Source organism: Nocardiopsis sp. NRRL B-16309 (assembly GCF_001279585.1).
Classification (GTDB): domain Bacteria; phylum Actinomycetota; class Actinomycetes; order Streptosporangiales; family Streptosporangiaceae; genus Nocardiopsis.
The window spans coordinates 63,352-89,415 of sequence record NZ_LGEC01000069.1 but is presented as its reverse complement, the minus strand read 5'-3'; the positions used below and the strand labels follow the sequence as shown (position 1 = coordinate 89,415).

Genomic DNA, 26,064 nt, shown 5'->3' with positions numbered 1-26,064 from the left:
GTGCACGTCGCTAGCACTCGAGTGGCACCCCATGAGTACCTCGCGAGCACCCCATGAGCACCCCACATGTGGGGCCCATGTGTGCTGGGCCAGAGCGCCACCATCAGGATGTCAGGCCGCCCAAACCTACGCGGAGGGCGGGGCGGGCACATATTCAGGCAGGCACCCAATGCCCATGGTTTCCGCTGCGACCGGCTCCCGAAAACGTTCACCGGCACGTGCGAACCGGTGTTATGGAGGCTGCCTGGCAACAACTACACGGGCGATGCCTACCCTGGGTTAAAACACGAACTCTAGCTCCGATGCAACGAGGTGGGGTGGGGCCTACGAGGCGAAGGCGAACGGGGGCGAGGTAGGAGCGAGGATGGTCGGCTTTGGAAACAGCGAGACGGTCTGTCTCGTGCCGGGTGTGATGGAGGCTCTCAAGTCCGGGAAGGACGCCAGTCATGCCAGCACCGAGGAAGTACCCGCCTGAGCTGTGCGAACGAGCGATCCGGATGGCTGCGAACGCCCGTCGGAACCCGGCCGCGCGTGATGGGGCGGGCCATCGCCCGGGTGGCCGATTGCTCGCGTGACAACCGTGAAAAACTGCGCAACTGGGTCGCCCAGGACGAGGTCGGCGCGAGTCGCAGCCCCGGGGCCACCCTGACCAGGCCCACAAGAGCGCTGAGCTGGAACGCGAGGCGCGGGAGCTGCGGCGGGCTAACGCGATCTTGAAGTACTTGTCGGCTTTCTTCGCCTCAGTGCCTGCAGGGTAAGGGATTTCTGTTGAATCGGCCGTATGTGGCCGGTGGGGCGACAGGGCGTTCCCGGGCCAGCGATCCCCAGGCGACAGTGTTGGGGCGGCTGTGGGGCGCTGGTGGGCGGACACGGCCCGTCCCCGGGCACGGGGCCCAGGGTCACGGGATGGCAAAATGCTCCGCGAGGTCCGCCCCCACCTGTACGGGACCTTGCACTGGGGAGCACACACGGAGCAAAATCCGCCCCCAGACGGGCCTCACGCCTCGCCTGTTCGACTCGCGGACCCCTTCTGACCTGGGGTTTTGTGGCGCACCCGGCAGGATTCGAACCTGCGGCCATCGGATTAGAAGTTCGCTGGTTACGTACCGTGGCGTGTCGCTACGTACCGTTTCATGCCACTCCATCCGATCTACGGTGTCGTTTGGGGCCGTGTGGTGCCGCCTGGTGTCGTGTCAGTACGGAACTGCGGAGCATAAACGGAGCACAAACAGGCGGTGGGCGGCGTCCGATGGCACCTCCCGAGGTCCTCGCTGCGTGACTGGAGCTGGGGAACATCATCGGGCACGGCCGGAGTCGTAGGAGCGACCCACTCAGGATGGGGTGGGCTGTCGGCCATGGTGCCGCCTCTGCGGGCGGTCAGACGAGCCGGTCCAGTTCTTCGCCGATTGCCTCGCGCAAGCTGTCAAGTTGCGGACCGAGTGCGCAGCGCTCATCGCTCCAGCGTTCACGCGGATACAGCCACACAGGCCTACCCACGAGATCGACCGGCTCCCAATCGAACCGTGGCCACACATGCGCGTGCAGGTAGGGGTCGGTGTTTCCGAGAATCTCCAGGTTGACCCGCCGGAAGGCAGGGTCCCGCTGCTTGCAGGCGCGTTCCACGGCCTCCCCCAGTTTGTCCATGCCGGACAGGAACGCCAGCCGTCTGCTCCTGGGCAGCTGTGACAACCGCTGGACCCGTGGGTCATCCACCAAGAGCACCGCGTATCCCGGCAAGAACTGGACGTCCCCGATCACCGCGAAGCTTGCGTCCAACCTGCGGAGCACCGTGGGGTTCTCTCCCCGCAGGGCACTACCGATCCGATCGTTGCGCCAGTCGTCGTCCATGATGGGCATCTTGGCGCACGGCTGATCAGGATGCGTGCTGCGGTCTCTGGTGGCGAGCGTTGCGGAGGCTGTGCTGTGTGCCGGAATCGACTCTCGGGGGACTCGCGCCCGAGGTGGCGCGGTAGACGGCGGAGCGGACCGCGAACGCCTCTCTTCGCCTGAGGGAACCCTGCTGTCCGCTTCCGGCCAAGGGATCACCTGCGAGAAAGCCATGGCCAGTGCTTGAGCATCACGAACCTCGCACACACCAGAGCTCCGGATAAGAGCGGCACGGCACAAGAAACATGCCTGGTCAGGTCGCCATTCGTCGTTTTTCGGGCTGAGTTGACCCCGGGAATTGCCGTGGCAGGGTGTAGACACCGCCGGTGACGGGTGGTGTCAAGGATGTGACGACACTTCCCTACAATCGCACGCGGCACATCCGTATCCCCGAGGAGTACAAATGAAGATTGGGCGCACGCCACGTACACGGTGGTTCCTGCCCTCGCTGGCCACGTTTGCAGTGATCGTGACCTCCTCGTGCACGCTGCTGGAACCGGGGTCAGAAGTGGATGAGGGAGGGGCTGCCGGGTTGGAGGAGTTCCTCGACTTCGATGAGTTCCTACCGGCGCTGGAGTTCGATCAAACCGGTGGTGCCTATGTCCAGCCGGACCCCGGCGGCAGCCCGTCTTCCATTGACATCTATGGTCCGGCCGTCGTTCACGCGGGTGAACGTGCGCTGACAGCACACGATGTGGTGAACGACGATCCGCTCTGGAGCGTGTCCACCGAGCATGGTGAGGCGGATTCACGGTCGGCCCTGGTCCTGGAGCACGGCGAGACAGTCATGGCGGTTGCGGCCTTCGAGACGGTGCGCCCTGGGGAGGGCACAGCTCAGGACACTCCCATGCGCGAGGTACTTGCTGTCGATCTCCTCTCGGGTGAGACGCTGTGGCACAACATCACGGAGGCCGGCGACGGTTTCTGGGGGAGAGTGATCGGGTTGGACGGGGACTCGGTGATCCTGGCGGGAGGGGGTGTACAGGCTTTCGCTGCGGACGACGGAAGTCTCTTGTGGTCCGACGATGAGGTGACGCCTCACTTGGTCGACGGTGGTGTCGTAGTGGCCAGTTCAGAGGACGCCGACAGTGACATTTACAATTTTCACCGATTGTACGGAATCGATGCTGAAACCGGTGAGAGGGTGTGGGAAACCTGGGAGGAGGGCGACCACGAGACCTACTCCCATGCTGCCAGGGCCGAGTACTCTGCTTTCCTGGACACCGACCCTCAACCTGGCGAGATGGTCATGGAGTACGGATCTCTCAGCGGTTACGACGTGCACAGGGTGCGTTCTGCGGGGCCGGGTCGTTTCTACGTCATCGCCTCTTACACCAAAGAACCGTGGAACATCGAAATCAATGGCGGCGTGGTCGCTCTCTTCGATTCAGCCACCGGAGTCGCGGACTACAGCATCAATCACGACCCGCTCACCTCTGGAGTGCAACCCCGGTTGGGTTGGGGCGAGGCATCGTGCAGTTACGATCAGGAAGCGAACCTCGCCTGCTGGGCGGAGGATCCCGGGATCACCGTGGTCAACATTGATGTCGAAGCGGGTGAGGCCCTCTGGGCAGAGCAGTTTTCCTGGAACTCCGACCGCCGCGTCATTGAACCGGTCAGTGCCCGGGACGGGGTCCTCTACGCGACGGTTGAAGGCGAGCCGATCATCCTCGACCTCAAGGATGGCTCGGACCTGGTCCTGGACCCGGGAGTGGTGCCCGACCTGACCAACGGCACGATCGCGGTCGACTACGTCTCGGAGGACGAGCTCTTTCGCGCCTACCCGGTGACCGGTTGACGGCCGTGTGCTCAACAGCCTCGGTGGTTCACGGCGAGTCGTGTACCAGGCATTCCACTCGGGAGCATGTTTTGTGAGGGGTGTGGGCCGGGATTCCTCCAGTCATCTGTGCATGGGCTCTCGTCTGGAGAGAACATGCACAGATGACCTTTTGGCCTTCGACGGAGCGCCGGGGCGGGGCACGTAGGAGTCACCGGGCCTGGTGCTTCATCGGGGTGAGGAAGTGCTGCCACTCCCGGGAAGAGAAGGTCAGGTGCGCGGCGTCGCGGTGCTGGGTGTCACGGACATCGGCGCCGGTGCTGTGCTCGCGGACCTCGACGCACTCGTTGTTGCCGCCGCTGTAGGACGACTTGTGCCACTCAGACACCATTGATCCTCTTCATCTCGTTGTGGATGGCTTCCAGGGTCTCATCCGGCCCGATGGCGATGCCCTGCAAGGCCGCGAACCACATGCGGTACCGCCCCACCTGGTTGGTCGCCGTGATGATCTGTCCCTCGTGGGCGGACTCCACGTAGACGACCTCGGGCTGGTTCCCTGAGGTGATGACCCGAAAGGGGCCATTGTTGCCCGCGTGGCGGGGTTCGTCCACCGGAACCATCAGCAGGTTGACGCGCTCCTTCTCGGTCAGGTCGGCCACGTAGGCGAGCTGTTCCGCCTGGACTTCCGCCGAACCGTAGCGGCGCATGAGCAGCGACTGGTCGATCACGAGCCAGATGACGGGGGACGCGGCCTGGGCCATGTGACGCGCGCGGTTCGCACGCTCCTTGGCCCGCTCAGCCAGGTCCTTGCGGGACAGCCACGGTGCACCGTAGCGGATGAGCGCCCTGGAGTAGGCCTCGGTCTGAAGGTAGACCGGGAAGACCAGGGCCTGGTACTCGTACAGGGCGTCCGCGGCGTGGGTGCGCTCGGTGACCTCGTGCAGCCAGGCCCGCCGGCCGGAACCGGTGAGCTCCTCCCAGAGCCGTTCCAACCGTCCGCCGCCATGCATGGTCTCGTCCAGCGCGCGTCGGAGCCAGGGGCGGGCCAGCGCTTTGCCGTTCTCGATGTCGGAGACGTGCGAGTTGCTGATGGTCGTGCCGCGCTGGCTGACGCGCCGGGCCACGGCTTCCTGGGTCAGGTCGGCTTCGACTCGGAGCCTGCGCAGCTCTCGCCCGAAGATTTTCAGGGTGTGCTCGTCGGGGGTCATGACCCTATGTGAGCACATCACTCCATACTCCGTGGAGGAATTCCAGAAGATTCCAGAGCCCCGTGGAAGATTCACGGCTTGTCCGCTACCCCTTACCCTGCGTGCTCGCCTGCCCGCATCCTCCTGCCAGAGGCCGCGACGCCGATGCGTCGATCAAGGGCCCCAGCCGCACGAGAGGGGCAGGTGGGACGAGTGAGCGCCACAGCCAAGAACCCGACGTTGCCGCGCAGGGTCAGGTGCGCTGACCCCAACACGTGGATCGCCGAGTTCGGACACGAACCGCACGACATCCCTACCGCAGCCCGCTGGTTGCTCCCGCGCTGCAGCCCGCCCGTACGCCAGGGCCGACGGCTGCTGGAGGCCCTGGCGATCCTCCACAGCAACGCCCTGGAACACACCGCGTCCGGCCTCTCGGGTGGGAGGGTGCGGATCAGGCTGGAGAAGCAGCCCTTCGCCTTCAAGCTGGCCGTGACCGACGACGGCCCCCGTCCGGACTCGCCGCTCACGTTCCCGGTCCCCGCGGACGAGTCTTCTGTCGAGGACGGGCCTCAAGGCCGCAGGGCCGGGTTGCGACGTCTGGCGGATCTCTCCCTGTACTGGGAGTGGGATGGCTGCGCGGGAGGCCCCCTCACCGTGTGGGGGATCTTCGACCGCCGCCTTCCGCCCGCGCGGTAGGGGCGGCACCGTGGCCTGGAACGTCCACCACGACCTGGAGCACTACGAAGCCTGATCATCGAGGTCATACCCCGCACCCTCGCCAAGCAGGGGATGCCCGTCCAAGAGGTCATCGATCCGCTGCGCGAGACGGGATTTCACGTGTACCGGATCGTCAACGACTATGCCCCGGCGAGCTACCCGGTCGCACTCAGAGCTCCCTTGCCACCGCAGCGGTGGGAACGGCCGGTCACCGAGATGAGTGACCTGGTGTTCTCCAAGGTCGACGCTGCCCGCCTCTGATGGCCAAATCGCCTGATAGCGGCCGTGTTGGTTTTTCTGCGTAACGGACTTGAAGAACCTCGTGTACCCAAGCGACCATCGACCACCCTCGGCGGAAAGGGCGCCTTTTCCGTTGGGGGTTTGGGGTCCTTTGTGGACTTTGTGTGGTGTGGGTGGGAAGTGCAGTTCCGGGGGCGTGCGGTCCCGGGGCCGTTGAACACCCGCCCCGCCCAGAATGAAGGCGAACGAACTCCAAAAAGAACGTAGAAGAGAAGGCGCCCCGGGCGGTGTTCCAGCACCGCCCGAGGCGTGATCCGCCACCTGAGTAAGCAGGAGGAAGATCTATGAGTCATGGTACGGGTCGGCACCGCAGGCGCCGACAAGGATGGGTCGACCGCGCACGCTGGGCTGTGGGCGCGGTGCTCGCCGCGATCATCGGGGCCAGGCCGGCGTCACCGCCGTGTCCGGCACCGCAGAGGCCCACTCCGCGACGGGAACCCCTGAACTCGGCGGTCACGCCTCCGGTTCCTGAACCGGAGTGGGTGCGGCGCTATGACGAGGCGCGGCGCTCCCACACGGATCGGGCGTGGTCCCTGTTCACCGAGGGCGGCGAAGGGGGCGCGCCTGACACTCTGGCTGAACTGCCGGAGTTCGGCTGGTGTGTGGACGAGGACGGAGTGCGGGCGGTGCGCCCGTACATGGTCGCGCACGAACAGCGTCAGCATTCCAGGCGACGATGCCCGGCACCGCCTATCTCCCGCCAAGGCAGCGGGCTCGCGCCGGACGTTCCCGCCGACGTGGCCCATGCGAATGCCCCTGGTGAGTGGGACGAGCTGGCCGGGCTGATCCGCCAGTGGGACGCGCAACGGGCACTCGTGGTCTGATCTCGAGTCGCGGCTTGGGGGCTGTCTCCACCTGGAGGCAGCCCCTTCGGCGTCGGCCGGTGGTGGTCGGGGCGGGGTTGACGGCGACCTCGACGGTGCCGGTGAGCGAGATCCACTCGGTGGCAACCGGCTTTCGTTGACCGGTATTTCGTTGGGATGGTGCTTTTATCAAGGCCCTGCGCGACCGCCTGCGGAGCCGCGCCGGTGGTGCTGCGAAAAGGCGAGAGGGAGCCTTCTTGGAAATCGATCCACAGCGCTGATAATGCCGGTCCCTGTGGTCCCCTGAGTCCGGAGTGAGAACGATGTGAGAACGAAGTGAACCCGGGCCAACGGGTGCTCCAACAAGGGATCCAACAGGTGGTCCGCCTCGTTGGACCCCCTCTCCAGGTGCATAACCGCAGTTCAGGGCCTACTCAAGTGGGCCAACGCGTGTCCAGACTTATACCCAGTGGGTAGTCATCGTCACGTAGGGGGCGGGTGGCGCCCCCGGCGAGCCGGAGGCGCCACCCGCCACGGTGCCTCCGGTGACCCTACTCTCCCGTTCTTGTCGGCCTGTTCTCTCTCCTCTGTATCCGCTGTTCTTTTCTTTATTGATCCACATATTAAAAGGTGCTGTGTTCGGGTTCTCGGGGCAGCGGTGCGGGCACTCGAACCGCGCGGCGCCGTGCACTGGCCGCCCCTGATCCTGGACTGGCTCGGGTGGTCCTGCGGGAGTGGGGTGCGCGAGGCGCAGCGGGCCACGCCGTCCGGGGCGGGTGGGATCCACTCGGTGGACACCGGAATCCGCTGAAGGCGTCGAGCCGATGGTCCGTCTGGCCTTGACTTGAAGGGAGACGGTGCCGCACCGGTATCGCGGCCGTGCGTCCGGTCTCGGGCGCGTGGTGGTGCGGGCCGGACGAGGGCCTGTGACTTGACCTGTGACTCCGCCGGTCAGTGGGCCTGTGACTGTGCCTGTGACTCCGCCCGTGGCGGGGCCGCTTAGATCGGCCCACCCTGCTCGCGTTATCAGTGCAGGTCACAGCCGTTGAGGGTGGGCCGTTGAAAATCCAGACTTATACCCAGTGGGTAGTCATCCTCACGTAGGGCGGGCGGCGCCTGGTGGTGCGCGGGCGCCGCTCGCCCCGCCTCCTGGGCCAGACTTTTCTCCCCTGGCTCCCTTGCTGTGCCCCCATGTCGTCTCCCTTCTTGCTCCTTGTTTCTTCTGCTTGACGTTGACAGCGACCAGAAGGTGGGCCGACGCCATCGGCGGTGCGGACGAAGAACGTCCGCGTCCGTGGTCGAGACGAACCCGGCGCTGCTGGACGCGGTCCTTCCGGCGCCCAGGAACGCTGCCTCGCCCTGGGCTGCTGCAAGAGAACTCGGCCCGCGCGGTGTGTGGCCGTGCGAGATCGCGGGTTCGATGCCGCATCCGCTGCTGGGGTGTCTTCTCCACGGATGACCAGGGCGAGGCGGCGACACGGGGGACAGGCCCGCCGGTGACGAGACCCGACCGCCTTCCGCCGACACCACAGCCCCTGGTCAGCGGAGGGTTCCACAGGTCGGAGCCGTCCGTCCGGGTATCAGCGCGGGGCTCCCCCCGGCCCTGCGCCCGGGGCCCGCACCGGGGGCGTGTGGGGCCGTCAGCGCCCGGACGTGGGCCCCGACGCCCGGGGGCGGGGCACATCTACCCCGGGGTGCGCTGGGCGGGGCGGGTTGGGGCGTATGACGGCCGTCCCCGGGCCAGTGCGGGTTCCTGTGCCGGGCGGGCGCGTAGGGGGGATGGGGCGGATCGCCACCGGTCGGGCGATGAGGCGCAGGCCTCTTCATATCCGAGGGGTTCTCTGTCGCGTCCGTTTGACTGCCTGCGGGGTCGAGCGTGGGGTCATGTCCCTTGAAGTGGTGTCGAACGAGGTGGGGGCGGGCCAGCGCGGGTAAGGCTCCGGTGTCGTAGCCGGACCGGTGAGCACACCAGGAGCGAGAAGGCGGCTCTCACCCCGGGCCAGTACACGGGTTCACTCCTGCTGGCCTGGGGTTTTCTCGCTCCCAATGTCGTCATCCGATCGGATCAAAGGTCCGACTGAAAGCGCTTCACGCTCCAGCTATAACTCGATATGCACCATCTTCACTGTGGATTTTGTGCAAAGAAGGAGAATATCTTGCCAGCTGTCAGATTATGTTGTGCAAGTTGCTCTGCGACAGTTGCTTGTTCATGCCACCGTTGGCCAATACTTAGGGCCTCTGCCCATTTATAAACCGACACAGAGAGTTTTTCCCAATCCTGTGGCGTAATTACTCGCATCCCAGATACGACGGTTCCCTGAGGGTTAAGCTCGGGAGAGGGGTGCATGATTATAGGGAGCTGACTGACGCCTGGGTAGGCTTCAGCGTCCCATCGGACGCTACCGCCGAGTTGATCTAGGTCGTGCTTGATAATTTGGTCATGAGTTCGGCCCGTTTTTAGTTCAATAACAGCATGCTTCCTGGAATCAAGCGCCCAAAGGTTGTCAGGGCCTTTGCCGTATAGGTTTTCAGGTCGCGTGCTTGTGAATCCTAGGTGTTTTCCCAGTTTTTCTACTGCGCGTTCTGCATCCTTGGATCGTTTCTCGTCACCCCAAATGATTCCTCGAAGATGGATTTGACTCCCAGTAGCAATGCCGTGGTGTTCGAATATGTCTGGCCGAGAAATTCTGCGCTCTCTTTGGCTTGGACTATTGCCGACCTGATGGTCCGGGGGGAAACGCCACCTAGAGGTCGAAGTACGTGTGGGTTGTCGTCTAGTGCCTTGCGCAGAGAGCTTTGCGCTGCATTCTGATCTATGTGGTGAAGGTAGGCAGCTCGTTGTTCAGCGACTAGTCCACGCATTGCAGGGTCTTGCACTAGGGGAATTGCTTGTTGAAGCTCGTCGCACGCCTCCTCGAATCGGCGAGTGCAGGCGAAATCGAACGCTTTTCTGGTGGCAATAGATTCAGTCCGTACAGAACCCGTTGTGGCATAGGTTACCTCGGCAAGTCCGCGTCGACTGATTCCGAGCCAAGTTTCATCTTTGTCGAGACACAAGCTCAATGCTTCGCGAATGGCGCTTAGTCCTTGCCCCGCCAATTGCTCAGTGAGGTCTTGGCTCAACTCAATTTGAGCTCGAGTTGCAGGAGAGAACTTGCTTAGGTAATCGGGATCGTGAAGCGTAACTGCTAGCTGACTTCCCATCAACAGAACAGCGCAGTGGTCACCGGTATCTCGAACACCTCGACCCATCCCTTGTTCAATTCGCTGAACCTGTCTAGCAAGTAGCGTCGGGCTACCTGAAAGTACGGTTGCCTCTCGATTTGCAGTGGCATCCATATCTCGAGGAGCGCCATCCAGAATCAGTAGCTCACACGCGGTATCGGGTAGATCGATTCCATCATATTTGTTCGATAGTACGACCAGACCCACGTGCCCAGATTTCAGTGCGGCAACCCCATCATTGAGATTTCCGGCATGCAAGAAGAGGTCAGCATAATCATTCCATGCATGCGCAGATTTGTTGCTGGGGACCAAAACAACGACATTTACTGGCCTGGCTTCGACAGTCCCATCGCCGTCCCGGTCTCCATCTGCAAATTGGCGGGCAAGTTGGCGAACTGCAGTATCGTCGAGCCCGGGATTTATCGCAGACGGGGCAAGGATAATGCGATCACCCAGGTCAGCAGCGCTGCCTGGGGTGATTGGGTGAATAACTTGATCCGGGTTCGCAGAAAGGTCAGTCACAAGTACACTGTCATCCGCCAAGGTGGCGGTTAGATATACTCGCCTTTTCGCGTTGGCGAATGCTGGAATCATTGCAACGGGAGGGCATGGTGGACTGATTTGAATGCTTCGACTCGTGACTGTTGCTGAACAAATACTCAGCACTTCAGAGATGAGTGGCCAGGTGAATTTGAAATCAACATCCTGCGCATAGGGGTGAAGTATATTTAGCACATCTTGGTGTCTATTTGACCATGCCCAAAAAGGCACAGGAAGCGCTGCAGTGAAATCACCAGTTTTGAGATCCGCCCAGCGTTTAGGTGATTGTTCCTTGAGGTCAGTTTCGAATAGATCAATTAGGGGCCAGTATGCCGATTCATCACTCTTGTCCACTGTAAGTCGAAATTGGCTTTCGGTAGTTGCGAGGGCGGCGTGGGCGTCGTCAATGACTACTAGGCCGAGGCTGATTTTTTCCCGACTATCTCCGACTACGCCAAAAACTGACTGTCCGTTGATGAGCTTTTGGAATGTAGTGACTAGCGTTGATTTGCCACTGCGAAAAAGCACATCGTTCGGTTCATCAGTTGTAGGGAAGCCGAGTTTTTCTGCTTCAGATCGGACCTGAGCAGCTAGGTATCGGTCTGGGGTGAGGTAAACAGCTGGCCCAATCCCTTCATTGAGACTGCTTTGAGCAATCAGTAGTCCAATTGCGGTTTTTCCACCTCCAGTGTTTTGTTTTATTACCACATCTTGTTGATTGCGAAATTCGCTTTGGAACCACTTGTCCAGAACCTCACCTTGTTCCAGGCGAAGGTACGGCCAGGGCTTCTTGGAGGCATTGTATATATCCCTTGGTCGTAGTAGTGGATCTTTGCGGCTTTTCCCAAGGCGGTTCAAGTCTAGTGGCATGGGGCGCTCTTTCTCTATGTGTTCTGGTTTTAACCGGGTTGTCAGTCCGATGAAACTGTGACGAATTTTAAGTTATGAAATTTCTGAATATAAAATAATCCTGCTTGCTTTTGTCTAACTTCTCTGTTCTCCTCCTGTGTTGTATTCATCGGGTGGCCAGTGTGTCGGCGGTTTGACTAGGATACGCTCGCGGCGTGTTTCAAGGTAGAGGGATAGTTGATGTTGTTGTCCAAAGGTCGGGCCCGCTCCAGTAGAACCAGGGATGGTGGTATCAGTTCGTGGAAGCAACGCCCTCGCTCCCAAGTAGGAGCTTGTGTATCATCTCCTGCGGGGTGTAGTACCCCAAACACGCGCGAGGCCGGTCGGGGAGCAGGGGCGAAGCTCCCCAGGCCTTCGATCGTGCTCGCTGCGCGGGAGCCCTCAACCGTGATGTGACGTTCGTTGACAAACGTCTTGTTGAAGGCATCGGTTCGAAAATCGCTGTGGTTGCCCTCATAGGAGGACACGTTCACGTGTTCTGCCCGCCCCTGAAGCACAGTGCCGCCGGGGGTGTTGCCGCTCACCGAGTTCGTGACGTCGCCACCGTTCTCTGCCTCCTATGGCGAGGGCGGTGCGGAGGTGAGGGATGCGGTGGCCCAGGTCGTGACGGCGGTGATCAGGGACAGGGCACTGGTGATGCCCGCTGCCCAGGACGAGGCCTCCCACCCTGCTCGTGTGGTGGGCCCGCCACCGAACCACAACCCGGCTCCCAAAGCCGACAAGATCGCGACTGCCGTTGCCACTGAGCTAATCCACCTCGCCCTGTGCATGCCATCTGATTGTGGCGCGTGAAGCCCGACAGGGTAAGGGGTTTCGGCGGAAACGGCCGTATGCGGCCTGCGCGGGTGGGCGACACACAGGACCCGGACCGCGCCTGTTGGGGCGGGTCTGGGCCGCTGGTGGGCGGACGCGGGCCCGCCGTGTGCGCGGTCTCACAGGGTCACGGAACGCCAAAATGCTCCGCGAGGTCCTCGTCCACCTGTACGGGACCTTGCACTGGGGAGCACACACGGAGCATTTCAGGGCCCTCAGACGGGCCTTGCGCCTCGCCTGTTCGACTCGTTCACCCCATCTGACCTGGGGTTTTGTGGCGCACCCGGCAGGATTCGAACCTGCGGCCATCGGATTAGAAGTCCGATGCTCACGACTGGCTGCTCAGTGGCCCCACCAACACATCTCTCCAGGCGAACGCTGATCCCCCAGGCATGTCGGTGGGACGAGCATGCAAGTAGCGGAAGGGAACGGTCCGATGCCCGTGCCGGGCACCGGACCGTTCCCTTACTCCCCCGGTGACTCAGCAAACCGAGAAAGGCACACCCTAACCCCGCTTTCGGACCCGTTTCAGGTGTCCGCGCCCGTGCGTCCCATGCCCTGCGCGACGCTGATGGCCCATGGGCCCTCCTCGTCTCGTGTGCCGGGCCTCGCGGCCCGGCACGGTGATGGCGGGGTGGACGGGACCGGACGGGCACCCGCCAACGAAAACGGGGCCCGGGAGCGAAGAACGCTCCCGGGCCCCGGTCAGACGTCAGCGGCCGTCACCGCGTCAGCGGCGCGGGCGCCTGCGCGGTCCGCGCGATCCCGCTCCACGCGGGCCCGATCCGTACGGCGACGAACCGTGGCGCCGCTCGCGGGAGGCCGGGGAGGGCACGGAGACCGGCACGCCGGAGGGCTCGCGCGCTCCGGTCACCCTGGCCAGCTCCGGGTCGGCGATGTCCACCCGCAGGGTCTGCGGCTCGATCCGCGCCCGGCTCATGAGCCGGGTCATGTCGCGCCGCTGGTTGTGCAGCACGAGCGTGACCACGCTGCCGGACTCGCCCGCGCGGGCGGTGCGGCCGCCGCGGTGCAGGTAGTCCTTGTGGTCCGTGGGCGGGTCGATGTTGACCACCAGGTCCAGCCCGTCCACGTGGATGCCGCGTGCCGCCACGTTCGTGGCGATGAGCGCGGTGACGTCGCCCCGCTTGAACTGGTCGAGCGTGCGCGTGCGCTGGGGCTGGCTCCGGCCGCCGTGCAGGGGCGCGGCGAGGACGCCGTTGGCCAGCAGGTGATCGGCCATCCGGTCCACGGCGCGCTTGGTGTCGAGGAACATGATCACCCGGCCCTCGCGGGCGGCGATCCGGGTGACGATGTCCTGCTTCTCCATGTGCGTCACGTGCATGACGTGGTGCTCCATGGTGGAGACGGCGCCCTCGGACAGGTCCACCGAGTGCACGACCGGGTCGTTCAGGAAACGGCGGACGAGCGTGTCGACGTTGCGGTCCAGGGTCGCCGAGAACAGCATGCGCCGACCGCCGGCCGGGATCTGCTGGAGGATGGCGGTGACCTGGGGCATGAACCCCATGTCGGTCATCTGGTCGGCCTCGTCCAGAACGGCGGACTCGACCTGGTCCAGGACGCAGTCGCCGCGCTCGATCAGGTCGCGCAGGCGGCCGGGGGTGGCCACCACGAGGTGGACGCCCTGGCGCAGGTTGCGGGCCTGGCGGTGGATGGGCATGCCGCCGACGACGGTGGTCGCGCGCACTCCCACCGACCGCGCGTAGGGGTCCAGGGACTCGGTGACCTGCTGGGCGAGCTCGCGGGTCGGCGCGAGGACCACGGCGAGGGGGCGCCGGGGCTCGGCCGTGGTGCCCTGGAGCTTGGCGAGCAGTGCCAGCCCGAAGGCCAGCGTCTTGCCGGAGCCGGTCCGGCTGCGGCCCAGGACGTCGCGTCCGGCCAGGGCGTTGGGCAGGGTCGCCGCCTGGATCTCGGACGGGGTGGTCAGTCCCTGGCGGGCCAGGGTGCGCTTCAGCGGCTCGGGCATGTCGAGCGCGTCGAAGGACGCCACCGGCGGGAGCGCCGGGGTGACCGTGGTCGGGAGAGCGAACTCGCCCGAGGGGCCGCCGCCACTGCGTGAGCGCCCGGTGGAGTGGGAGCGCTGCGGGGCGTGGGGGCGTTGCCGACCGAAGGCCCGTGAGGGACGGTTGCGGCTTGTAGCTGTGCGGTAGGGCTGACTCATGTGGGGCCTTTCGCCGACGGCGCTGGCCGGGCGGGAGGCCTTCTGGCCTCGCAGGGGGAAACCGGGTACGCCGGAGGAAACAACTCGGATGACCGCACCGGGCCGGAGTGTTCCGGGGTGCGGAGGTCGCCGGTGCCGGTCGGTGAACGACGGCGGAGAATCCGGCGGAGCACAAGAAAAAGCGGTGGGCCCGGCACCCGGAGGGCGGGCACCACCGCTGGAGGAGTGCGAACTCCCCTAGATCAGGGTGATGTTCTCAGCCTGGGGGCCCTTGGCCCCGGCCACTGCGTCGAACTGCACAGCCTGGCCCTCGGCCAGCTCACGGTAGCCCGTGGCCTGGATGTTCGAGTAGTGGGCGAAGACGTCGGGGCCGCCGCCGTCCTGCTCGATGAAGCCGAAGCCCTTTTCGCCGTTGAACCACTTAACCGTACCGGTCGCCATATGGATACCTCTCGTTCGGAGCATGAAGAAAACCGCGGATGACGATTTTCCGTCACCGCGGTGATCTCCCGAACGGATGGAAGTCCATCGGGGGTCACAACTGCAACTCCCTGAAACTTAGCACAGGAAAATCATCCTGCGCAGATTTTCCGGTGTGTCGAAGGACACCGGCGAGTGTGGTAACGAAACAGGGTGAAAACGTGTCGGACCTGGATTTTCCTCGAAAATCCCCACGCCTGGGCGGGTGTGGGCCGTCCGGCCTGTTCGGCCCGGGACCCCCGGTGGACAGGACCCGGCGCAGGGGACGGCACACCGGACGGACCGGCTCCGTTCGGCCGGGTGAGCGAGGAGTCCTACGACCGGATGTTCGCGGTCGAGGAGTTCATGCGCGTGGTCGACGAGGCGACACCGACGGGCCGTCACGGCACGATCGCCGAGGTGGCCCGCGCGGTGCCCTTCCCCGGCTTCGAGGCCACGTTCACGTCCAGGGCCGAGGTCCCGGTCGACGATGGACTCGGATGGGGGCCGAGCCCGAGCCTGTCACCGGCCCGGACCCCCGGCCCCGCTGCGGCCGGGTCCGCGGACGCGGCGGGGCGGCCCACCCCGTCCCCGCTGGTGCGCGCCGCGTGACCGCCTCCGGGCCCCGACCCCGCGACCGCCCCGGGGCGTCCACCGAGGCCCGGGTCCGGGCGCTTCCGGCGGTGGGCCCGCCCCTGGGGCAGGCCGTAGTCTGAGCCGCGTGGAGCTACGTCAGTTGCGGCATTTCGCCGCGGTGTGCGAGGAGCAGCACTTCACGCGCGCCGCGGAGTACCTCGGCATCACCCAGTCCGGCCTGTCCGCGTCGATCCGTGCCCTGGAGCGCGATCTGGACGCCCAGCTCCTGCTGCGCACGACCCGGCGGGTGACCCCCACGCCGACCGGGCGGCTGCTGCTCGCCGAGGCACAGCGCATCCTGGCCGCCGCCGACGGGCTGCGGGAGCTGGTCGCCGACGACCAGAGCGTGCGGGGGACGCTGTCGCTGGGCACGGAGCAGTGCATGGGCGTGGTGGAGGCGGTCCCGCTGCTGCACCGCTACCGCGCCCTGCACCCCGAGGTCACGCTCAACCTCCAACAGGAGGCGACCGGCGAGCTGCTGGCCCAGGTGCGCGCCGGCCGGCTGGACGCCGCGCTCGTGGCGGGCACGCTGCGCGAGGGCGCGGGGGTGCGCGTCCTGCGCATCACCGAGGAGCCGATGATGCTGCTGTCGGCTCCCGACCACCCCCTGGACTCCGGGGACGTGCTCGCGCGGTTGGCGCACGAGGAGTACGTCGACCTGCACCCCGGGTGGGGCGCCCGCGACTGCGCCGACCGGGCCTTCGCCGACTTCGGCATCACCCGACGGGTGGCGCTGCAGGTCAACGACGTCTACACGCTGCTGGACCTGGTGCACCGGGGCATGGGCGTCGCGGTGGTCCCCCGCCCGGTCCTGGACAAACCGCAGGCGGGCGGCCTGCGCAGCACGGCCCTGCCCGGCGGGACCCGGTGGGCGGTGGGCCTGGCCCTGCCCGGTGGGACGCGCCCCTCCGCGGCGACCCGGGCCTTCGTCGAACTGCTGCGCGCCGAGCACCCGATGCACGACCCCGATTCATGACTCGGATTCCTGAATCCCAGATTTCTCACATGTTGGACATGTTCACTCGCGGTGGTGCATGGTGAGGCCCCGGGCGACGCGCACCGGCGTCGCGCGGCAGCCACAGCCACGTGTTGGGAGCGCCTGCCCATGCCACAACGAGTATCCGGTGTCATCGCCCGGGCCAAGGGAGAGCCCGTCGAGGTGACCACGATCGTCGTCCCCGACCCCGGCCCCGGCGAGGCCGTCGTCGCCGTCCAGGCCTGCGGGGTGTGCCACACCGACCTGCACTACCGGGAGGGCGGGATCAGCGACGAGTACCCCTTCCTGCTCGGGCACGAGGCCGCGGGCGTGGTGGAGTCGGTCGGCGAGGGCGTCACCACCGTCGAGCCCGGTGACTTCGTGGTCCTGAACTGGCGCGCGGTGTGCGGTGACTGCCGCGCCTGTCGCCGGGGCCGCCCCCAGTACTGCTTCGACACCCACAACGCGCGCCAGGCGATGACTCTGGAGGACGGCACCGAGCTCTCCCCCGCCCTGGGCATCGGCTCCTTCGCCGAGAAGACGCTCGTGGCGGCCGGGCAGTGCACCAAGGTCGATCCCGCCGCCTCCCCCGCGGCGGCCGGGCTGCTCGGCTGCGGTGTGATGGCGGGCATCGGCGCCGCCGTCAACACCGGCGGCGTGGGCCGGGGCGACTCGGTCGCCGTCATCGGCTGCGGCGGCGTGGGCAGCGCCGCGGTGGCCGGGGCGCACCTGGCCGGGGCGTCCCGGATCATCGCGGTCGACCTGGAGGAGCGCAAACTCGACTGGGCCCGCTCGTTCGGCGCCACGCACACCGTCAACGCGCGGGAGACCGATCCGGTCGAGGCGATCCGCGAGCTCACCGGCGGGTTCGGCGCCGACGTGGTCATCGAGGCCGTCGGCCGACCCGAGACCTACGAGCAGGCCTTCTACGCCCGCGACCTGGCGGGCACGGTCGTGCTGGTCGGCGTGCCGACTCCGGAGATGCGTCTGGAGCTGCCGCTGCTGGACGTGTTCGGACGCGGCGGTGCGCTGAAGTCGTCGTGGTACGGCGACTGCCTGCCCTCCCGGGACTTCCCCATGCTCATCGACCTCTACAGGCAGGGGCGACTGGACCTGGACGGGTTCGTCAGCGAGGAGATCGGCCTGGGCGACGTCGAGTCGGCGTTCGCGCGGATGGAGCGCGGCGAGGTCCTGCGATCGGTGGTGCGGCTGTGAGCGGCGCGCGCGTGGACCACGTGCTCACGAACGGGGTGTTCACCCTGGACGGCGGGTCGTGGGAGGTCGAGAACAACGTCTGGCTGATCGGTGACGACGACGAGGTCGTGGTCGTGGACGCCGCGCACGAGGCCGACACGATCCTGGCTGCGGTGGGCGGCCGCCGGGTGGTGGCGGTGGTGTGCACGCACGCCCACAACGACCACGTCAACGCGGCCGCGGAGGTGGCCGGGGCCACCGGCGCACCCGTGCTGCTGCACCCGGACGACCGGGTGCTGTGGGACATGACCCACCCGGACCGGGCGCCGGACGGCGCGCTCGCCGACGGGCAGTCCGTTCCGGTCGCGGGGACGGAACTGACCGTGCTGCACACGCCGGGGCACGCTCCCGGCGCGGTGTGCCTGTACGCGCCCGAGCTCGGGGTGCTGTTCAGCGGCGACACGCTGTTCCAGGGCGGCCCGGGGGCGACGGGGCGGTCCTACTCGGACTTCCCGACGATCGTCGCCTCCATCCGCGACCGGCTGCTGACGCTGCCGCCGGAGACCGAGGTGCGCACCGGCCACGGCGGGTCGACCACCATCGGCGCGGAGGCGCCCCATCTACAGGAGTGGATCGACCGCGGCCACTGATCACGAAGGGCGGTAGCCGCGGGCCCCGGTCGGGGGCGGCTCCTGGCCCGGGGCGGCGGCCCCCACCCTTCGCGCGGCGCCCCAGGGGGCGGTGGCGGGCGCCCGGTCATCCGGCGCCCGCCCGGCCCCCGTGGTCGGCCGGTTCCCTGGAAGGCACGCCGCTTCCCCTGGAAGGCACACCGACAAGCCTGCGAACTGGTCCCGGCCACGCGCCGGAAGCGGTGGGCGAGCCGGCCACTCGGTGACCGACGCCCCGCACGCCCGCCTCTCCCAGTGGCGCGGGCGCCGGGCCCCGGATCGCGCACCGGCGCCGGAAAAGGAGTTGCCGACCGCCCCGGCGGCGGAGTAGAACCGAGTGGCCGGGCTCCCGTTGGAGGCGCCCTGACAAGGAGTGTGACCCGATTCCGACCACCCCCGACCTCACCGTGCGACCGCTCTCCGGTCCCGGTGAACTCGACCTCTTCACCCAGCTGTCCTACCTCCTGGACCACGAGCTCGCCGACGACTTCGCCGCCGGGCGGCGGCGCCCGGAATGGACCTGGGTGGCCCTGCGCGGCGACCGCCTCGTCGCCCGCCTGTCCTGGTGGAGCCCGCCGGGCACGGACGCGCCGTTCGTGCTCGACCTCCTGGACGTGGACGACACCCTGCCGGACGCCGTGGACGTGGGCGTCCACCTGCTGCGCACGGCCACGGCCGCGGTGATACCCGAGGGCACGACTCCCCCGGAGTACTACCGCTTCGTTCCGGGCGACTGGCACGAAAACCGCGCCGCCGGTGACGTGGTGCGCACCCGCGTCGCCGTGGTGGAGCGCCTGGGCGCTCGACTGATCGCGGAGCGGCTGCGCTTCGAGTGGCGGCCGGGGACGCCCCTGCCGGCCGCGAGCGGTCGGCTGGAATTCCGCGAACCGAAGGACACAGAGGAGCTGCTGTCCCTCATGACGTCGGTCATGGAGGGCACGCTGGACGCCCACGGCCAGGCCGATCTGGCCAGGATGAGCCCCCGGAAGGCGGCCGAGCTGCACTTCGGGGAGGAGATCGCCCATTACCCGAGCCCTCGGGAGTGGTGGCGGGTGGCCACCCTGCCCGACGGCACACCGGTGGGCTTCGTCTTCCCGGCCCGCAACGAGTACAACGCGATGATCGGCTACATCGGCGTCGTGCCCGCGCACCGGGGCCGCGGCCACATCGACGACCTGCTGGCGGAGGGCACCCGTGTCCTGGCCGAGCAGGACGTACCCCGGATCCGCGCGGCCACCGATCTCGACAACGCGCCGATGGCCGCCGCGTTCACGCGGGCCGGGTACGTGAACTTCGAGCGCGTGGTGAACCTGACCTGGGCTCACGCCGGGACCGCCTGAGCCACGGGGGCGGATGCGCTGGTCCCCACCCGCCCTTCGAGCTGGTGTGGGATCGCACCGCGGCCGCCCGGGCCGCGGTGGCGGGGCGGTCGCACCCCGGGGGCCGCCCGGACGGCTCTCGCCGTTCGCCGGTCGCGCCCCCCGGGAGCCGGAACGGTACTCGACGGAAAGGGTGTGCATGCGGGTGTCGGAGATCACGCGTGCGGTCGCCGCGGCCAGGTCGGCCGCCTCCTCACTCGGCCTGGCGGCCGAGGACGCGGTCGTCCTGCACGACTCGAACAAGCTCACCCTGCGCCTGCTCCCCTGCGACGTCCTGGCCCGGGTGGCGCCCGAGGAGCACCGGATCGCGGGGTTCGAGGTCGACCTGGCCCGGCGGCTCGCCGCGGCCGGGTGCCCCGTGGCCGCCCTCGACCCCCGGGTGGAGCCGCGCGTGTACGCGCGCGACGGCTTCGAGATCACCCTGTGGACCTACTACGCACCCGCGGCACCGCACGGTGCCGCACCCGCCGACTACGCCGACGCGCTGGCACGGCTGCACGCCGGCATGCGCACGATCGACGTGCCGACGCCGCACTTCACCGACCGGGTCGAGCACGCCCGAGGGCTCGTGGCCGATCGCGACCGCACCCCGGCGCTCGGCGAAGCGGACCGCAGGCTGCTCGGCGACACGTTGAGCGGCCTGGGCCGCGCGGTCGCCGAGCGCGGCGCTGAGCAGTTGCTGCACGGCGAGCCCCACCCGGGCAACCTGCTCACCACGAGCGACGGTCCGCTGTTCATCGACCTGGAGACGTGCTGCCGCGGGCCCGTCGAGTTCGACCTCGCCCACGCGCCCGACGACGTCGGCGCGCACTATCCGGGTGCCGACCAGGAGTTGCTGCGCACGTGCCGGATCCTCGTGTCCGCGATCGCCACCGCGTGGCGCTGGGACCGGGACGACCAGTTCCCGGACGGGCGCCGGCTGGGCGCGGAGTGGCTCGGCCGACTGCGGGCGGCGCTCGACCGCGACGGCCCCGACGTGCCCGGGTGACCGACGATCGCCCTGGGGCGCCGCGTTGTCATCAGTCGACAGGGGAACCACCCTGACTCCTTCTTCGGCCTTGCGAGAGCACCATTGGATACGCCGCTCACGACGGACGGCATCCACGGAACCGGCACTAGGATCAGGGGCGCTGCCACGAATCCCCGGAGCCGCCCGCATGCCGAGCTATCCGCGCTTCCTGCTGACCGAACGGCGGTGGCTCGCGAGCGGGTTCCTGCTCTTCGGGTGCTCATCGTTCGGGCAGACCTTCTTCGTCTCGCTCTTCTCCGCCGACATCCGCGCCGAGCACGGGCTCTCGCACGGGGCGTTCGGCTCGCTGTTCATGGTCGCCACGCTCGCGGGTGCCCTGGTGCTGACCCAGGTCGGCCGACTGGTCGACCTGCTGCCCGCCCGCACGGTGGTGCTGGTGACCGTGCCGCTGCTCGCGGTCGGCGCGGCGGCGATGGCCTCGGCCACCCATGTGGCCGTGCTCGTGGCCGCGCTGTTCGCCCTGCGCCTGTTCGGCCAGGGCCTGATGCCCCACACCGCCTTCACCCTGACCGGGCGCTGGTTCGACCGCGAGCGCGGACGCGCGACCTCCGTCGCCACGCTGGGCCTCAACACCGCCGAGGCCGTCCTGCCGCTGCTGGCGGTGGGAGCGGTGGCGGTCGCGGGATGGCGCGAGACGTGGTGGCTGGTAGCCGCGGGCCTGTTGGTGCTGGTGTGGCCGCTCGCGGCGCTGACCGGGCGCGAGCGCGTGCCCGACACCAGTTCCCCCACGACCGGCGCGCGAGCCGCGGGCGGGTGGACCCGACGCGAGGCGCTGCGCGACCCCGTCTTCCACCTCCTGCTGACCGTGATGGCCGCGCCCGCGCTGATCGGCAACACGGTCTTCTTCCACCAGGCGCACCTGGTGGAGTCGCGGGACTGGGCCCCGGCGCTGTTCGCGTCGGCGTTCGCGGTCTACGCCGTGGTGACGGTGGTGGCCAACCTCGCCGGGGGGTTCGTCGTGGACCGGTTCACCGCGCTGCGGTTGACACCGGTGTTCCTGCTGCCCCTGGCCTGCGGCCTGCTGGTGCTGGCGGCGGCCGAGGGGGCGTGGAGCGTGTTCGCCTTCATGGCCCTGTACGGGGTGACCAACGGGTTGTCGCTGGGGCTGTTCGGAACGGTGTGGCCGGAGGTGTACGGGGTGCGGCACCTGGGATCGATCCGGTCGGTGGTGGTGGCCGTGCTGGTCTTCGCGTCCGCCGCCGGGCCGGGCACCGCCGGTCTGTTGATCGACGCCGCCGTGCCCTTCCCCGCCCAGGTGGCGGCCCTGGGCGCGTACTGCCTGGCCGTCTCGGCGGTGGCCGTCCGGGTGGTCCGCGCCGTGCGGGCCCGCGAGCCCTCCCCCGCGGACGACGGAGCCGGTGACGGAGTCCGAACCGGGGGCTGACGCGGGCAGGGCCCGATTCCCCTCGTGCCGGGCTCCCGTGCCCGCCGCACGGGTTTCGCACGAGCGGGGTCAGCGCCCGGGTGGGCAGTGGGCGGCGCCGTACTCCATGGCGGCCAGGACCAGCCGGGCGAGATCGTCGGCGCGCCGCCGCAGCGCGACCGGGTCGGCGAAGACCCGCAGCGCGCCCGGCACCAGAGTGGCCAGGGCCCGCGCCACCGACGGCTCGCCCAGGCGTCCCCGCAACGGACGGACGGTCCCCGGCCAGTGCCCTTCCTGGATGGCGCCCAGGGCCACGGCGGTGATCCACGCCTCGAAGAGCAGGTCCGGGGCGACCGGGTACGGGCGCGGTCCGACCGCCCGCTCCAGGGCCGCGCGCAGACCGGGCTCCGTGGCGCCCCACTCCCCCAGGGCGTCGAGCGTCGGGCGGCGCGTGGCGGGGACGTCGTGGTGGAGGTCGACGACGACCGCCCGGCCCACGTTCCAGCCGACCATGGGCAGCTGGCGCGGCGGGTCCAGGACGGAGGAGTCGTGCGCGGCGCCCTCCGGGGCGAAGCAGACCGAGTGGCGCGCTCCGTGCCCGCTGTTGCCGGTCAGGCTCGGCAGATCCTCGTGTTCGACCAGGTTGGGCACCATCACCAGGGCCTGGACACCCCGGTCCCGCACGAACCGCCGGACGGCCTCGTCGTCGGCCTCCCCGTGCTCGACGTCCTCGGTCAGGAAACGCGCCAGGTCGAGGGCCAGGCGGCGGGGAAGTGCGAGCGCCTGCGTCGGCACGTAGGGATTGACGACCGGAACGGCGCAGGCTCCGGTGAACACCGCCCATCGCGCCAGGAACGCGGTGCGCGATCCCCATTCCACGAAAAAGGCGACGGCGGAATCCGGATGGTGGGAAAGGCAGGTGAGCGCCGATTCCACGAATCCGTGCGAGAAGGTGACGTCGTCCTGGAGAACGAGGTGGTGGGTGCCCGGGAAACGGGCGGCGTCGGCGTAGGCGAGCCGTGCGCTGCGCAGGGAGGACGCGGGTCCGTCCGGCTCGGGGTCGAAGGCCACGCGGGCGTTCTCCACGGCCAGGCCGGCCAGGACCCGGTGCGCGGAAGCACGGCGGTCGGGGTGGGCCATGACGGACGCGGACAACACGACGGAGGACCGGGAAGGGGTGGTAAACATGCGCGCATAATACGCACACGAATACGGGAAAGGCGAACGCGCGCTTTTCTTTTCCCGCCGCCGACTCGGCCAGAGTAACACGGCCTCTCGGCCGGAATCCACGATCGAGCGAAGAATACGCGGTCCCATTCTGTCGGACCGGATTCTGTCAGACCGGGTTCAGTCGGACCGGGTTCAGTCGGACCGGCGGGCGGCGGCGCGTCGGTCGAGGACGGTGAGCACCCACTCGCCCCAGCGGACGTTCTCCTGTTCCAGGGAGATCCCGCGCCGCACGGTCAGGTACGGCCCCACCCGCTCGCCGCGGGCGAGGTGCTCCTCCTCGGTGCGCCCGTCGAGTTCGCGCAGGCGGAGCCGTTCGTAGCGGGCGAGTTTGGCGCTCGACCACTCCACGCGTTCGGCGACGGCCGCCCGGACGGCCTCGGCGTCGCCCGCGTCCACCGACTGCACCTGCACCATGAGTTCGTCGCGGATCGCGGTCGGCCTGGGGGCCCGCGCCGTGAACGCGCGCAGGACCCGCTCCCCCTCCGCGGTCGCGGTGAACACCCGCTTGTTGGGACGGCGGCTCTGTTCGACCACGGTGGCCTCGATGAGCCCGTCCGCCTCCATCCGCTCCAGTTCGCGGTAGAGCTGCTGCGGGGTGGCCATCCAGAAGTTGCCCACCGAGGCGTCGAAGATCTTGGCGAGGTCGTATCCGGAGGCGGGGCCCTCCAGGAGGGCGGCCAGTACCGCGTTGCGCAGAGCCATGGCCTCACTCTAGTGCGACGGTGACTATTCACTTCCGTGACTAATCGCGTCCTGGCGTGCTATCTTCCCTTTCACCTATTCAACAAGTTGACTATGGAGCGCCCCATGCACCCCTTCCGCGCGGCCGTGGAGGCCCGGGACCCCGACGCCATGGCGGCCCTGCTGTCCGAGGACGTCGTCTTCACCAGCCCCGTCGTCTTCCGCCCCTACCCGGGCAAGGCCATCACCGCCGCGATCCTGCGCGGTGTCCTGCGCGTGTTCGAGGACTTCCGCTACGAGCGCGAGATCGCCGACCCCGGCGGGCGCGACCACGCCCTGGTCTTTCGCGCCCGCGTCGGCGACCGGGAGATCCAGGGCTGCGACTTCCTGCACGTGGACGAGGACGGCCTGATCGACGAGTTCACGGTCATGGTCCGCCCGCTCAGCGCCGCCACCGCGCTCGCCGAGGCCATGGGGGCGCAGTTCGACCAGATCACCCGCGAGGCGGCGGAGGGTACGCGGGATTGACCGGGCGCGTGGGCCCCACCAGGCACGCGGACCCCACCGGGCACGCGGACCCCACCGGGCACGCGGACCCCACCAGGCACGCGGACCCCACCAGGCACGGAGACTACTCACGGGTTAGTCATCTCCGTGAGTGCGCCGCCTCGGCCCCGGCCCGGTCCGCCCGCCCCCGCGCCGCCCTCCGGCTCCGCCTTGTCACCCGCATGACAATCCCACCGCCCCGGTCTTGGCCCCCACGGGGGTACCGCCGCGCCCGCGACGTGTCTAGTGTCGGTCGACCAGGTGCGACGGCAGGGACGAGGAGACACGCGTGACGACCGGTTCCTTCCAGCCCGGGGCGGTCGAACACCCCGCCCGGCACATCCCCCCGGAACTCGCTCACCGGACCCGCCCCCATCTCGCGAACGGCACCGAGCTGATCGTCAAGGAGATCCGCCGCCTCTACCCCGAGTTCGACATGCCGCCCGACAGCGATCTCGGACGCCGCCTGTCCGAGGGCGTGTCCCTGGCGGTGCACCGGTTCTGGGACCTCGTCGAGGCGCCCGACAGCCCGCGCGAACCCCTCCTGGACCGGTTCCGCGACCTGGGCCGCGCGGAACTGCGCGACGGCCGCAACCTCGACGGCCTGCAGTCGGCCCTGCGGGTGGGATCGCGGATGTCGTTCCGCTTCCTCACCGACCACCGCGAGACGCTCGGCATCAGCCCGGACACGCTCTTCCGCATCGCCGACGCGATCTTCTTCCACATGGACGAACTGGCCGTGGCCTCCACGGAGGGCTACGCCGAGGCCCAGGCCCAGCGCAGCGAGGAGCTGGAACGCCAGCGCGGGCGCCTGGTCCGGCTCCTGCTCAACGAGCCCTCGGCCCCGCCGGAGACCATCGCCCACCACGCCCGCATGCTCGGCTGGCAGCTGCCCCAGACCGCCGCCGCCGTGGTCGTGGCCGACGGTGAGAACGCCGAGCCCGGCGCCCCCTCCCTGCCCCCCGACGTCCTCACCGACGTCACCTGGCTCGACGCCCACCTGGTCATGCCCGACCCGGACGGCCCGGGACGGCAGCGCGTGCTCGACGCCGCCCTGTCGGGCCGGATCGCCGCGATCGGGCCGACCGTTCCGCTCAGCCGGCTTCCGCTCTCCCTGCGCTACGCACAGAAGGCCCTGGAACTCGGACAGCGGGGCGTTCTGGACACCGGCGGCCTCATCCGCTGCTCCGACCACCTGGCGACGCTGGCGCTGTTCGCCGACCGCGACCTGCTCGACGTGCTGTGCCGGACCCGGCTGGCCCCGCTGGCGGACCTGCCCCCGGCCCAGGCCGACCGGCTGGCCGAGACCCTGCTGTCCTGGCTGCGCCACGCGCACAACGCCAACCGGGTGGCCGAGCACCTCTACGTGCACCCGCAGACGGTGCGCTACCGGCTGCGGCGGATCCGCGACCTCTTCGGCCCGGACCTGGACGACGCCGAGCGCCGGTTCGAGCTGGAGATCGCCCTGTACGCCCACACCCTGACCCGCGCCGCGGACTCCTGACCACGCCTGACGGGCCCTGGCAGGCCGCTCACCGGGCCCTCCGGGGGAGAGAGGTGAGCGG

General features: G+C 68.0%; 21 protein-coding genes. 13 read left to right on the top strand and 8 right to left on the bottom strand.

Annotation, left to right across the window (positions count from 1 at the left end):
- Positions 1 to 1,377: 1,377 nt before the first annotated feature.
- Complete coding sequence (locus ADL05_RS13160; protein WP_053617231.1) at positions 1,378 to 1,848, bottom strand: HIT family protein; 471 nt, start codon at positions 1,846 to 1,848, stop codon at positions 1,378 to 1,380.
- Between the two features lie 442 nt (positions 1,849 to 2,290).
- Here ADL05_RS13160 and ADL05_RS13155 point away from each other — a divergent pair, with 442 nt between their 5' ends.
- Positions 2,291 to 3,685, top strand: coding sequence for a PQQ-binding-like beta-propeller repeat protein (locus tag ADL05_RS13155; protein ID WP_053617221.1), 1,395 nt, complete (start codon positions 2,291 to 2,293; stop codon positions 3,683 to 3,685).
- 190 nt (positions 3,686 to 3,875) lie between these two features.
- Here the strand turns inward: ADL05_RS13155 and ADL05_RS13150 are convergent, their stop codons facing one another.
- A complete protein-coding gene (locus ADL05_RS13150) occupies positions 3,876 to 4,055 on the bottom strand; it encodes a DUF397 domain-containing protein (RefSeq protein ID WP_053617220.1) in 180 nt (59 codons plus the stop codon).
- The gene (locus ADL05_RS13145) at positions 4,045 to 4,872 is read right to left on the bottom strand and encodes a helix-turn-helix transcriptional regulator (protein WP_053617219.1); all 828 of its coding nucleotides are present in this window, start codon (positions 4,870 to 4,872) and stop codon (positions 4,045 to 4,047) included. Before ADL05_RS13145 ends, ADL05_RS13150 begins: the two co-directional genes overlap by 11 nt.
- A gap of 192 nt (positions 4,873 to 5,064) precedes the next feature.
- Between ADL05_RS13145 and ADL05_RS13140 the strand changes: the two genes are divergently transcribed.
- The 3 genes from ADL05_RS13140 (at position 5,065) to ADL05_RS13130 (ending at position 6,692) form a co-directional block, all read left to right on the top strand.
- Positions 5,065 to 5,547 (top strand): ATP-binding protein, encoded by a 483-nt coding sequence (locus tag ADL05_RS13140; protein WP_053617218.1) that lies wholly within the window; start codon positions 5,065 to 5,067, stop codon positions 5,545 to 5,547.
- A gap of 93 nt (positions 5,548 to 5,640) precedes the next feature.
- The gene (locus ADL05_RS13135; RefSeq protein ID WP_053617217.1) at positions 5,641 to 5,829 is read left to right on the top strand and encodes a hypothetical protein; all 189 of its coding nucleotides are present in this window, start codon (positions 5,641 to 5,643) and stop codon (positions 5,827 to 5,829) included.
- Positions 5,830 to 6,350: 521 nt separating this feature from the next.
- Complete coding sequence (locus ADL05_RS13130; protein WP_053617216.1) at positions 6,351 to 6,692, top strand: hypothetical protein; 342 nt, start codon at positions 6,351 to 6,353, stop codon at positions 6,690 to 6,692.
- Between the two features lie 2,550 nt (positions 6,693 to 9,242).
- On the opposite strand, the gene ADL05_RS30535 is transcribed toward ADL05_RS13130, so the two are convergent.
- The 3 genes from ADL05_RS30535 to ADL05_RS13105 form a co-directional block, all read right to left on the bottom strand.
- Positions 9,243 to 11,306, bottom strand: a complete 2,064-nt coding sequence (locus ADL05_RS30535; protein ID WP_197285788.1) for a DEAD/DEAH box helicase family protein — start codon at positions 11,304 to 11,306, stop codon at positions 9,243 to 9,245.
- Positions 11,307 to 12,888: 1,582 nt separating this feature from the next.
- Positions 12,889 to 14,337: a DEAD/DEAH box helicase gene (locus tag ADL05_RS13110; protein ID WP_053617213.1), complete on the bottom strand. Its 1,449-nt coding sequence runs from the start codon at positions 14,335 to 14,337 to the stop codon at positions 12,889 to 12,891.
- Positions 14,338 to 14,574: 237 nt separating this feature from the next.
- On the bottom strand, positions 14,575 to 14,778 hold the full coding sequence (locus ADL05_RS13105; protein ID WP_053617212.1) for a cold-shock protein: 204 nt from the start codon (positions 14,776 to 14,778) through the stop codon (positions 14,575 to 14,577).
- A 339-nt stretch (positions 14,779 to 15,117) separates the two neighbouring features.
- On the opposite strand from ADL05_RS13105, the gene ADL05_RS31775 reads away from it, so the two are divergent.
- From ADL05_RS31775 to ADL05_RS13070, 7 genes are all read left to right on the top strand, one after another.
- Positions 15,118 to 15,408, top strand: a complete 291-nt coding sequence (locus ADL05_RS31775; RefSeq protein ID WP_053617211.1) for a hypothetical protein — start codon at positions 15,118 to 15,120, stop codon at positions 15,406 to 15,408.
- A 109-nt stretch (positions 15,409 to 15,517) separates the two neighbouring features.
- Positions 15,518 to 16,408, top strand: a complete 891-nt coding sequence (locus ADL05_RS13095; RefSeq protein ID WP_231640730.1) for a LysR family transcriptional regulator — start codon at positions 15,518 to 15,520, stop codon at positions 16,406 to 16,408.
- 129 nt (positions 16,409 to 16,537) lie between these two features.
- Positions 16,538 to 17,623, top strand: a complete 1,086-nt coding sequence (locus ADL05_RS13090; protein ID WP_053617209.1) for an S-(hydroxymethyl)mycothiol dehydrogenase — start codon at positions 16,538 to 16,540, stop codon at positions 17,621 to 17,623.
- The gene (locus ADL05_RS13085) at positions 17,620 to 18,252 is read left to right on the top strand and encodes an MBL fold metallo-hydrolase (protein ID WP_053617208.1); all 633 of its coding nucleotides are present in this window, start codon (positions 17,620 to 17,622) and stop codon (positions 18,250 to 18,252) included. The genes ADL05_RS13090 and ADL05_RS13085 overlap by 4 nt, the downstream gene beginning before the upstream one ends.
- A 425-nt stretch (positions 18,253 to 18,677) precedes the next feature.
- Positions 18,678 to 19,610, top strand: a complete 933-nt coding sequence (locus ADL05_RS13080) for a GNAT family N-acetyltransferase (protein ID WP_231640729.1) — start codon at positions 18,678 to 18,680, stop codon at positions 19,608 to 19,610.
- A gap of 178 nt (positions 19,611 to 19,788) precedes the next feature.
- The gene (locus ADL05_RS13075; protein ID WP_053617206.1) at positions 19,789 to 20,637 is read left to right on the top strand and encodes an aminoglycoside phosphotransferase family protein; all 849 of its coding nucleotides are present in this window, start codon (positions 19,789 to 19,791) and stop codon (positions 20,635 to 20,637) included.
- Between the two features lie 169 nt (positions 20,638 to 20,806).
- Positions 20,807 to 22,063: an MFS transporter gene (locus ADL05_RS13070; protein ID WP_053617205.1), complete on the top strand. Its 1,257-nt coding sequence runs from the start codon at positions 20,807 to 20,809 to the stop codon at positions 22,061 to 22,063.
- 69 nt (positions 22,064 to 22,132) lie between these two features.
- On the opposite strand, the gene ADL05_RS13065 is transcribed toward ADL05_RS13070, so the two are convergent.
- Together ADL05_RS13065 and ADL05_RS13060 are read right to left on the bottom strand one after the other, a co-directional pair.
- Positions 22,133 to 23,230, bottom strand: a complete 1,098-nt coding sequence (locus ADL05_RS13065; RefSeq protein ID WP_053617204.1) for a hypothetical protein — start codon at positions 23,228 to 23,230, stop codon at positions 22,133 to 22,135.
- Positions 23,231 to 23,404: 174 nt separating this feature from the next.
- Positions 23,405 to 23,974, bottom strand: a complete 570-nt coding sequence (locus tag ADL05_RS13060) for a PadR family transcriptional regulator (protein WP_053617203.1) — start codon at positions 23,972 to 23,974, stop codon at positions 23,405 to 23,407.
- A gap of 105 nt (positions 23,975 to 24,079) precedes the next feature.
- Here ADL05_RS13060 and ADL05_RS13055 point away from each other — a divergent pair, with 105 nt between their 5' ends.
- The gene (locus ADL05_RS13055) at positions 24,080 to 24,481 is read left to right on the top strand and encodes a nuclear transport factor 2 family protein (protein ID WP_053617202.1); all 402 of its coding nucleotides are present in this window, start codon (positions 24,080 to 24,082) and stop codon (positions 24,479 to 24,481) included.
- Positions 24,482 to 24,788: 307 nt separating this feature from the next.
- Positions 24,789 to 26,003, top strand: coding sequence for a CdaR family transcriptional regulator (locus tag ADL05_RS13050; RefSeq protein WP_082376356.1), 1,215 nt, complete (start codon positions 24,789 to 24,791; stop codon positions 26,001 to 26,003).
- The last annotated feature ends 61 nt before the right edge of the window (positions 26,004 to 26,064 follow it).

Excerpts from the sequence above, each read along its gene's own strand:
- ADL05_RS13110 (WP_053617213.1), bottom strand. The coding sequence starts at position 14,337 with ATGAGTCAGCCCTACCGCACAGCTACAAGCCGCAACCGTCCCTCACGG.
- ADL05_RS13060 (WP_053617203.1), bottom strand. The coding sequence starts at position 23,974 with ATGGCTCTGCGCAACGCGGTACTGGCCGCCCTCCTGGAGGGCCCCGCC.
- ADL05_RS13065 (WP_053617204.1), bottom strand. The coding sequence starts at position 23,230 with ATGTTTACCACCCCTTCCCGGTCCTCCGTCGTGTTGTCCGCGTCCGTC.
- ADL05_RS13055 (WP_053617202.1), top strand. The coding sequence starts at position 24,080 with ATGCACCCCTTCCGCGCGGCCGTGGAGGCCCGGGACCCCGACGCCATG.
- ADL05_RS13145 (WP_053617219.1), bottom strand. The coding sequence starts at position 4,872 with ATGACCCCCGACGAGCACACCCTGAAAATCTTCGGGCGAGAGCTGCGC.
- ADL05_RS13070 (WP_053617205.1), top strand. The coding sequence starts at position 20,807 with ATGCCGAGCTATCCGCGCTTCCTGCTGACCGAACGGCGGTGGCTCGCG.
- ADL05_RS13150 (WP_053617220.1), bottom strand. The coding sequence starts at position 4,055 with ATGGTGTCTGAGTGGCACAAGTCGTCCTACAGCGGCGGCAACAACGAG.
- ADL05_RS13075 (WP_053617206.1), top strand. The coding sequence starts at position 19,789 with ATGCGGGTGTCGGAGATCACGCGTGCGGTCGCCGCGGCCAGGTCGGCC.
- ADL05_RS13090 (WP_053617209.1), top strand. The coding sequence starts at position 16,538 with ATGCCACAACGAGTATCCGGTGTCATCGCCCGGGCCAAGGGAGAGCCC.
- ADL05_RS13155 (WP_053617221.1), top strand. The coding sequence starts at position 2,291 with ATGAAGATTGGGCGCACGCCACGTACACGGTGGTTCCTGCCCTCGCTG.
- ADL05_RS13160 (WP_053617231.1), bottom strand. The coding sequence starts at position 1,848 with ATGGACGACGACTGGCGCAACGATCGGATCGGTAGTGCCCTGCGGGGA.
- ADL05_RS13105 (WP_053617212.1), bottom strand. The coding sequence starts at position 14,778 with ATGGCGACCGGTACGGTTAAGTGGTTCAACGGCGAAAAGGGCTTCGGC.
- ADL05_RS13135 (WP_053617217.1), top strand. The coding sequence starts at position 5,641 with ATGCCCGTCCAAGAGGTCATCGATCCGCTGCGCGAGACGGGATTTCAC.
- ADL05_RS30535 (WP_197285788.1), bottom strand. The coding sequence starts at position 11,306 with ATGCCACTAGACTTGAACCGCCTTGGGAAAAGCCGCAAAGATCCACTA.